Raw genomic sequence first — 7,658 nt, 5'->3', positions numbered from 1 at the left:
AATATTGCCAACGCGAATAATGATGACTATAGCATCATTATTCGCGTTGGCAATATTCTGGCCTGTTACGCTGATGGCCGCCTGGTAGGCCGTAATGGCATTGGACGCAGTATTTAATATGGCGTTAAGACTGCTCATGGGGCCCCCATATTCCTGTGATTAAAATACGTTGCTATCGCTTCATACCTATGACCGTGCTCATCATTTCATCCACGGTGGTGATGATTTTAGCATTGGCCTCATAGGCGGTCTGCAGTTCGATCATTGAAACAAATTCCTCGGAAATATCCACGTTGGACATTTCAAGAGCATAGGATGACAGGGTGCCAAGCCCGTTTTGCCCGGGTTTATTGGTGATGGCCGCCCCGCTGTCTGTTGTGGCTGAATAAAGATTGCCACCCTCATTTTTAAGGCCGTTTGGATTGTTAAAGTCTGCCAGGGCGATCTTGAATAATGCGATCTCCTGACCATTTGAATAGGTACCGGAGACCAGGCCGTCGGACAGTACCCCGATACCCGTGAGGTCCCCTGATGCATAACCGTCTGCATCCTGGTATATGGTGGAAGAAGCTTTGGCGTACTGGGTGGAAGATAACGAATTATTCACCCAGTTGTTACCGTTAAATTTTGACCCGATATTAAATGAGATGTCGGTTTCTGTTACGCCGAACTCGCCGCCGAAAAAATCCGCCGTAAACTGGTAATATCCCGTATCTTCGGCCTCATCGCTTGTCACTGTGCGCCATGCAGTCGAGCCTTCAATATCAAATTGGATTGAACTATCCCCCATAAGGTCTTTTTTAAACGTAAAGACAATATCTTCCGTGTCACCCTCACCGCCGGAATCATCAAGGTCAATGTAACAGCGTGTGGCATCGCCATAAATCTTTGCATCAAGGTATGCGTTCGATGTTATAGACCAGGTTCCTAAAACAGAATCATAATTAATTTTAATACCCTTTTCAGATGTTGTCATTACACTGGCATCGTTAATAGAGAGGGTCGTGTTGTTGGAAGTATTAACATCGTAAACCACATTTTGAATATCCTGGATATGGAATGCGCTGGGATCGTTAATATCAAAGGAGAGGGTATCGTCTATGGCATTTTCATCCAGGGAAATTTTTAAATCCGTTTCGCTGTCTCCATCAAGATCGATATAAATGGTTTTCGCATCAGAATAGATAACAGTTGCGTCAGCTAAGTAAGCAACGGGCACCGTATCAAGGGTCCAGCCAGTGGCATCAGCATATGACATTGAGAATCCGTAACCATCCTGTTGAATGGCATCGGAATTTTCAATTTCAAAATGAACACCTTTTAAGGTATTGTTTCCGACTATTTCAGCGTTGCCAATCAGTCCTGTGAGTTCTTCCATGGTTATGGAAACGATTTTACCTGAACTTTCGGAAAAGGAAATGGTCCCCCTTGCCAAAAGTCCGGCAGCGTCCGTATTCGTCACAAGGGAACGTTTGTCTTCATCAGGATCACAAGTAACAATGTATTCCCAATCGGTACCGGATTTTTTATCGTAGTAGATGGTGACTTCATGGGAGGAACCCAGGGAATCATAGGCCGTGACCACGGTCTGGTATTCATAACCACGCGAATTCACTGTGGTGCCGTTTTTCTCATCATATTTAAACAGGTTGGACAAAACCATGGATTTGGACTTGGCATCGGAATCCAGGTTGGTAATTACGGTAATTTCCTCGGTAGCATCCGGCGGACTTGTAAACTCGGTCAATATCAGATCGGTAATGGCCCCGTATTCCTCTCCGGTATCCCCTTCAACATACCAGCCCTGGAGAATATGCCCTCCGGAAGTGACAAGCGCACCGCTTTGATTAAATGAAAAATTACCGGCCCTTGTATAGTAGGTTTTATCAGACCCGGCATCGGAAACAATAAAGAACCCATCCCCGCCAATGGCAAGATCAGTTGCATTGCTTGTGGTTTGAAGGGCGCCATCGGTGAACACCTGGGCAACCTTGTCAACATTCATACCCAGCCCCACCTGGGAAACACCGGCATTGGTGCCGATGGTCTGGTAAAGGGTGTCCGCAAAGCTGGCGGTTCCCTTTTTAAACCCGATTGTATTCATGTTTGAAATATTATTACTTGTGACCTGAAGCGCATTACCGGTGTTGCCCAGGCCGCTGGTGCCTGCATAAAGGGAACTGTTTAATGACATGGGGTTCTCCTCAGTTTATGTAAAGTTTTTATATGAAAGTAGTGAGTTGTGAGTTGTGAGATTACAATAAGCTGTTTCCTCAATACTCAATACTCACATTTTTCATTGTTCATTCAACAGAAGTTATACTTGATAGAGAAACCAGACGTCCGGTATCTCCAATTTCAAGGTATTGGGTGCCGTCAACAGACCTGATGGCACTTACCTCTCCGGAAATGGCGGTGGAGGCGCTTCCCGTATTCGCTTTAACCGTATAATAATAAAGCCCGTCCGAATTCATGTGCCCGCTGTTTGTCAGCCCGTCCCAGGTGACTTTATTTTCTCCGCCAGTTGCCTGATCAGCAGATATTTCAATGGTATCAACTTTTTCATCATCGGCGTTATATATTGTCACCGTGACATCGGACGCAGCGGTAAGGTTGAAGCTTAATGCATCCCCCTGCACCTTGCCGTGTTCCACCTGGATAATTGGATAACTGGAAGATACCGTGGTGCCAAGGTATTCAATAATGGAGGTCGAATCACTCGAAGACGAGGAGGAAGAGGAAGACGAGCTTACGGTGGTAACATCCTCCGGATCCACCAACACACCGTTGATCACCAGGTATCCCTTTCCGTTCTGGTACGACACGGCATCCACGGTTCCGGACAGATGGGATTTTACCTCTTTGTACCCGTCTCCGGAATTGGCCATAACCACGTAGGAATATTCTCCGTTCTCCAGACTGTTACCCGCATCATCCGTACCATCCCAGGAGATCAGATATGAGCCGGCCTTAACCTCCCCCTGTGACAATGAAGCCACCTTTGTTCCATTGGCATCATACACATACACAATTACCTCAGCAGGCTTATCAACCTCATAAAACCCGGAAGTTACAGCGCCGTTATCAATGGTCATTGAGGTTACGGTTGCCGTAACGGTGCGTCCTACAAATGAATTGGCATCAACATTTTTTTTTGTACCCTTAATACCCGTCACCATTTCATCAAGTTTGTCATTGGCATTGATGAGCTGTTCAACCTGGCTGAACTGGGCCAGCTGGTCTGTGAACTGATTCGTATCTGCCGGATTAAGGGGGTTCTGATTTTCAAGCTGGGCCACCAAAAGAGTTAAAAAATCCTCGGTGCCCAATGAAGTTGTCTTGGCGGTGTCACTTTTTGAGGTCGCCTGAGTATCATAAGCCTCATAGCCGCTAACCAGTGACGAAAGGATCGAGTTATCAGACATACCTGCCTCCTTCTAGCTGTTATTAATAATGGTTGGGTCAATGCTTTAAAGTGCCAAAGAGACCTTTCCCGGTCTTACTATAGTCTTGTCCTGATCTTATCCTGATCTTAATTAAAACCAAGAAAGGTGCCTAAACGAATTGCATAGACGCATCACAGACAAAAATTAATAAAAAATCTCACATGATTAATTCTTTAAATGTTTGCGTATAATAGATATATAGTCTTTTTAAATTATATAAACATAGAAACAATCTTATGATATAAATATTCATCATTTTACCTCATATAAGATTAACGCGCCAGCATTCCGTTCTTTACACATGGAAATTTTTACCTATTTCACCGGGGAAATATCCCCTTAGGGCGATACAAAATTTAATGCTCGGAAGAATTTGCCTGTTAATTGCTGAAAAGAATGTATGGCCTTGGTCATATTTTAGGCCATCCGAATTTTTGGTAGGTTGGGTTGAGGAACGAAACCCAACGCCGATAAGTTGTTGGGTTTCACTTCGTTCAACCCAACCTACGCTGTGGCTACGCTGTGGCCGATGTTATGACCAAGCCCGAATGTATCAATGATGACATCAAATCCTGGTTTGATGTCGTAAAGGGGAAAAAGCAAGGATTAAAAGCAGATGTAAGCGCAGAAAAGACCTTGAAGGATCATATGAATAAAGGTGTGAAGAATGATTTTACGTTTCCAGCCTATGACTTTTGAATCCGTGTCAAAAAATGATTCGGATACTGAAATCATATACTTGTATCAAAAAGAAGCCCTGTCAGTTCCGCCATTTTTTCCTTTATCATCACCAGTTCCTCGGAGGGAATTTGTTTTATAAGTTCATCTGTCTTTCTGTTTTTAATCTCCACTATCACCTGATGGTTCAATTTTTCATGCATGAAAAAACCCAGATCCGTTTGAAGATCATCCATGTATTCATTCAGGGTCTCTGCAAGTTCTTTTATCTCTTCGGCAGGCGGAGACTCTTCCTCTTTTTGTGCGGTTGCCAGGGACTGATCCAGCGCCTCGTTTTTATTCGGTTCAGAGGCAGGGGTATCCGGTTCCACCGGTGGCGGTGCCATCGGTTTTGGGTCCACCAGTTTGGGCTCCACAGATTTCAAAGCCATATTTATATCGTTGATCTTCATCCTGCCATCCTTATTATCATCCTGCCATCCTTATTAATTGGTAATACTGATAACTTTTGGCGTGTATGCAGCAGCTGCCGAAGATCGGTATGAACCGATCACCGACGTTCCTTTGGATAGCTGTTTCATACGGTTTTTAATATTGTCTCTGACAGCTTTTACTTTTACTTCAAGGGCCCTGTTCTGGTCAAGGAGTCCTGTCACGCGATCATTCAAAAAAAACAGCATTGATTCCGTTTCGGCCCCGGTTTCGATTTCCAGCTGTTTAACCAATATATCGACGTTCCTTATCAGTCTGGAAACTTCAATATCCCGTTCTGCAGACTGCTGTTCAAGGTCGGGCAGGGCCTGTTCGTCAAAAGATGCAAGGTGATCTGCCTGAATATCGTACAGCCGATTTAACGTATGTTCTACTGCCTTAAAATTTTTTTTCATATTTATGAAATATCCTGTTTATCTGTCAAACGCAAATTGCCTGGAACGTTGTCTTCGCTCTGTCTGGATTGAACGCCGATTGAAAAGAGGGTTTTGGGGCCGTATTTTTTACAATTTCAGTGGGTGGCGCCTGTTTTTTTGCCATGACATCGGTTTCCCACATCTCTTTAAGCCTCGACATATAGGCTTCGGCGCGGTCAAGGGTCTTTAAATCATTGTTTAAGGTTACCTTTGGCAGTTCCGTCAGAATGGCCGTGTAAATACCCCTTAAAAACCGGGTGGATTCATCCGTCATTGTCGGATCAACAGAGGCGTTGAGCTCTGAGATGATGGCAATAACTTTTGAAAGGTTTTCTCCCTTTTTTTGAATGTTCCCCTCTTCAATACCTTCCCTGGCCAGTTTCATGCGGGTCAGGGCTCCTTTGAAAAGCAACAGTATCAATTGCTCGGGATCCATGCCTTCATAGTGATTGTTCAAATAGGTGTGTAATTGCTGATAAGCTGCCATTCAAATCTCCTGAATTCCGTTATTGTTATTTATTTGAATCGACCATTCAAAATTTTTCTTGAGAATATTTCAGCCCTGATTGAGAATTATTAATCATCGCCTGATGTGCTGAATGAGTCAAACAACGACGTCAGCAGGGCGGCTTCTGAATTCAGCTGGTTGATATAGGTATCCAGCCGTCTAAACTCTGCTGACATGATTTCATATTTTTTTGTCAACCGGGCGGTCTCGTTATAGATGTCCTGGTCCAGCCGGTCGATTTTTGCTTCTGCTTCATCAATTTCAGTGGAGGCGATGCCGGTTGAACTGACCATTTCCGACAGGGCATCATTGATGACATCGGCTATTCCGGTAATTTTTTTATCCTCATCCCCCAAAAACAGCGTTCTCAACGCATCTGGATCGTTGGTAATGGCTTCGTCAAGGGTATCTTCATCAATACTGATCGTACCGTCCTTGGCGATGTCAAGCCCCAGGTCGATCAGGCTCGTGTAAGCGCTATCCAGATCAATGTTTTTGGTTAAAAGGGATTTGAGCTGAGCAACAATCCGCCTGGCGCTGCTTGAGCTTTCAAAGGGATTGTCGGCATCCTCCTCGGTTTCGCTTTCCGTGTTCGAAGAGTCTGCGCCGGTGCCGGTAATATAGGAGACAAGGTCATTGAACCCCTTGATCATGGACAAAAGATCTTCTCTAACGGTATCGTGACTGACTTCAATGTCCAGTGTTGTTTCCCCGACACTTTTCAGCTCAAATGTGACGCCGTCGATGACGTCGTCAATCCGGCTGTTGGATTGGCGGGAATAAGAAATGCCGTCCACCGTAAATTCGGCATTCAAAGATTGCCCTCCGGCCCCGTTCACTTCCGTTAATTCATCAAAATTGCTCAGGGTAATTCTGGCCTTCTCGCCGGCTTTGTCGGCGATCAGGGTCAGCTGGTAGGGGTTGTCAGTGTCTCCGTTATTGATAATGGCTGCGGTGATGCCGGGGTTGTCTTCAGCGTCGTTGATAAGTTTCGCCATCCCCTGATAGGTGGTGCCGGGAGCAACGGTTAAGTACATGGTGCGGTCTCCCTGGGTGATACCCACAGTGGTATCCGCCGCCACCCAGTCAAATCCGGAAACGCTGATCTGCGAATCTTCCGTGTTTCCCCCGGAAGTGGGTGAAAGCCGGACATAGTACTCGCCGTTGTCATTACTGGCAATGGAAGCCGTGAGCATCTGGTTTCCATCTCCATCGGTATTGTCGGCAGAGTTATTGATGGCATCGATGATTTTTTCAAATGACATGCCGGGATCCAGGTTAATGTCGATCTGCTTCTGGTCGCCGTCGGCACCATAATAAATGGAAAGGGGTGGGGACATCGAATCAGCTTCCAGTATAGAACCGGACCTAAGGGTCATATCCTCTTGTAACAGAGTATCACCCTGTATAACAGTATCCACTGACAGGGTCGTTCCTGCTACAATAGTCGTACCGGAATTATTAATAATATCAGTCGTTAAAACAGTTCCTGCTGAAAGTGTCGATCCGGAAGCAATTGTGGAGCCTGCGCCAACCAACGTGTCGGCACTTAATGTCACCTCATCTGTCAAGGCGACACCAGCCCCCAGAATTGTGACCGCGGTGGTATCTGTATCCGATATCCCGGATCCGGGTTCATTGAACAGGGCATCTGTTTTGCCGGCCGCAGCCGTGGACGCCCAGGAATTTCTCTGGGCTTTCTGTGAGACTTCAAGACTGTAGGAAGAGGCGTCATACCCATCCCCCACCGTAGCAGAGAGGATATCTTCGTTCGATATGGAAACACGGTTGCCCAAAAAATTGGATGCCAGGGATAGGTTCAGCGCATCCGATTTGATGGAAAAAAGTTTGGCATTAACGGTATTATAGGCGTCCACCTGGGTCTGGAGTTTGGTCTGTTTCTTCTGCTTGGCGGTGATACGGGATTCATCCACCCCCTTGAGCTGATCAATAATATCCTGAAGGTCAAGGCCGGACCCTATTCCCAATGATGTGATTGATCCTGTTGCCATGGTGCTTCTCCATAAAATTAAATGTGCATTTTACTTGCTGTTAATTGATACTCTTATCGGGTAATCGCATAAAAAACATAATTTTTTATGCGATTACCCGATAAGA

7 protein-coding genes are annotated in these 7,658 nt (G+C 45.4%); 1 reads left to right on the top strand and 6 read right to left on the bottom strand.

The annotated features are described in order from the left end of the window. Positions 1 to 172: 172 nt before the first annotated feature. Positions 173 to 2,194 (bottom strand): flagellar hook-basal body complex protein, encoded by a 2,022-nt coding sequence (locus B3D59_RS03855; protein ID WP_286817801.1) that lies wholly within the window; start codon positions 2,192 to 2,194, stop codon positions 173 to 175. A 109-nt stretch (positions 2,195 to 2,303) separates the two neighbouring features. Further along, positions 2,304 to 3,425: a FlgD immunoglobulin-like domain containing protein gene (locus B3D59_RS03850; RefSeq protein ID WP_286817800.1), complete on the bottom strand. Its 1,122-nt coding sequence runs from the start codon at positions 3,423 to 3,425 to the stop codon at positions 2,304 to 2,306. A 555-nt stretch (positions 3,426 to 3,980) separates the two neighbouring features. Here B3D59_RS03850 and B3D59_RS03845 point away from each other — a divergent pair. After that, the gene (locus B3D59_RS03845) at positions 3,981 to 4,145 is read left to right on the top strand and encodes a hypothetical protein (protein ID WP_286817799.1); all 165 of its coding nucleotides are present in this window, start codon (positions 3,981 to 3,983) and stop codon (positions 4,143 to 4,145) included. A 32-nt stretch (positions 4,146 to 4,177) separates the two neighbouring features. Here the strand turns inward: B3D59_RS03845 and B3D59_RS03840 are convergent, their stop codons facing one another. The 4 genes from B3D59_RS03840 to fliD all read right to left on the bottom strand — a co-directional run bounded on the left by B3D59_RS03840 (position 4,178) and on the right by fliD (position 7,552). Beyond that, positions 4,178 to 4,576 carry a flagellar protein FlaG gene (locus B3D59_RS03840; RefSeq protein ID WP_286817798.1) on the bottom strand — a complete coding sequence of 133 codons (399 nt, stop codon included), beginning with the start codon at positions 4,574 to 4,576 and terminating at the stop codon, positions 4,178 to 4,180. A gap of 33 nt (positions 4,577 to 4,609) precedes the next feature. Further along, the gene (locus tag B3D59_RS03835) at positions 4,610 to 5,011 is read right to left on the bottom strand and encodes a hypothetical protein (RefSeq protein WP_286817797.1); all 402 of its coding nucleotides are present in this window, start codon (positions 5,009 to 5,011) and stop codon (positions 4,610 to 4,612) included. A 25-nt stretch (positions 5,012 to 5,036) separates the two neighbouring features. Further along, on the bottom strand, positions 5,037 to 5,519 hold the full coding sequence (gene fliS / locus B3D59_RS03830) for a flagellar export chaperone FliS (RefSeq protein WP_286817796.1): 483 nt from the start codon (positions 5,517 to 5,519) through the stop codon (positions 5,037 to 5,039). 89 nt (positions 5,520 to 5,608) lie between these two features. After that, on the bottom strand, positions 5,609 to 7,552 hold the full coding sequence (fliD, locus tag B3D59_RS03825; protein WP_286817795.1) for a flagellar filament capping protein FliD: 1,944 nt from the start codon (positions 7,550 to 7,552) through the stop codon (positions 5,609 to 5,611). Positions 7,553 to 7,658 lie beyond the last annotated feature (106 nt).

The organism is Desulfobacter sp. UBA2225 (assembly GCF_002348205.1).
GTDB classification, from domain to species: Bacteria; Desulfobacterota; Desulfobacteria; order Desulfobacterales; family Desulfobacteraceae; genus Desulfobacter; species Desulfobacter postgatei.
Note: the sequence above shows the minus strand (reverse complement) of the source record. Positions and strands in the feature narration are given on the sequence as shown.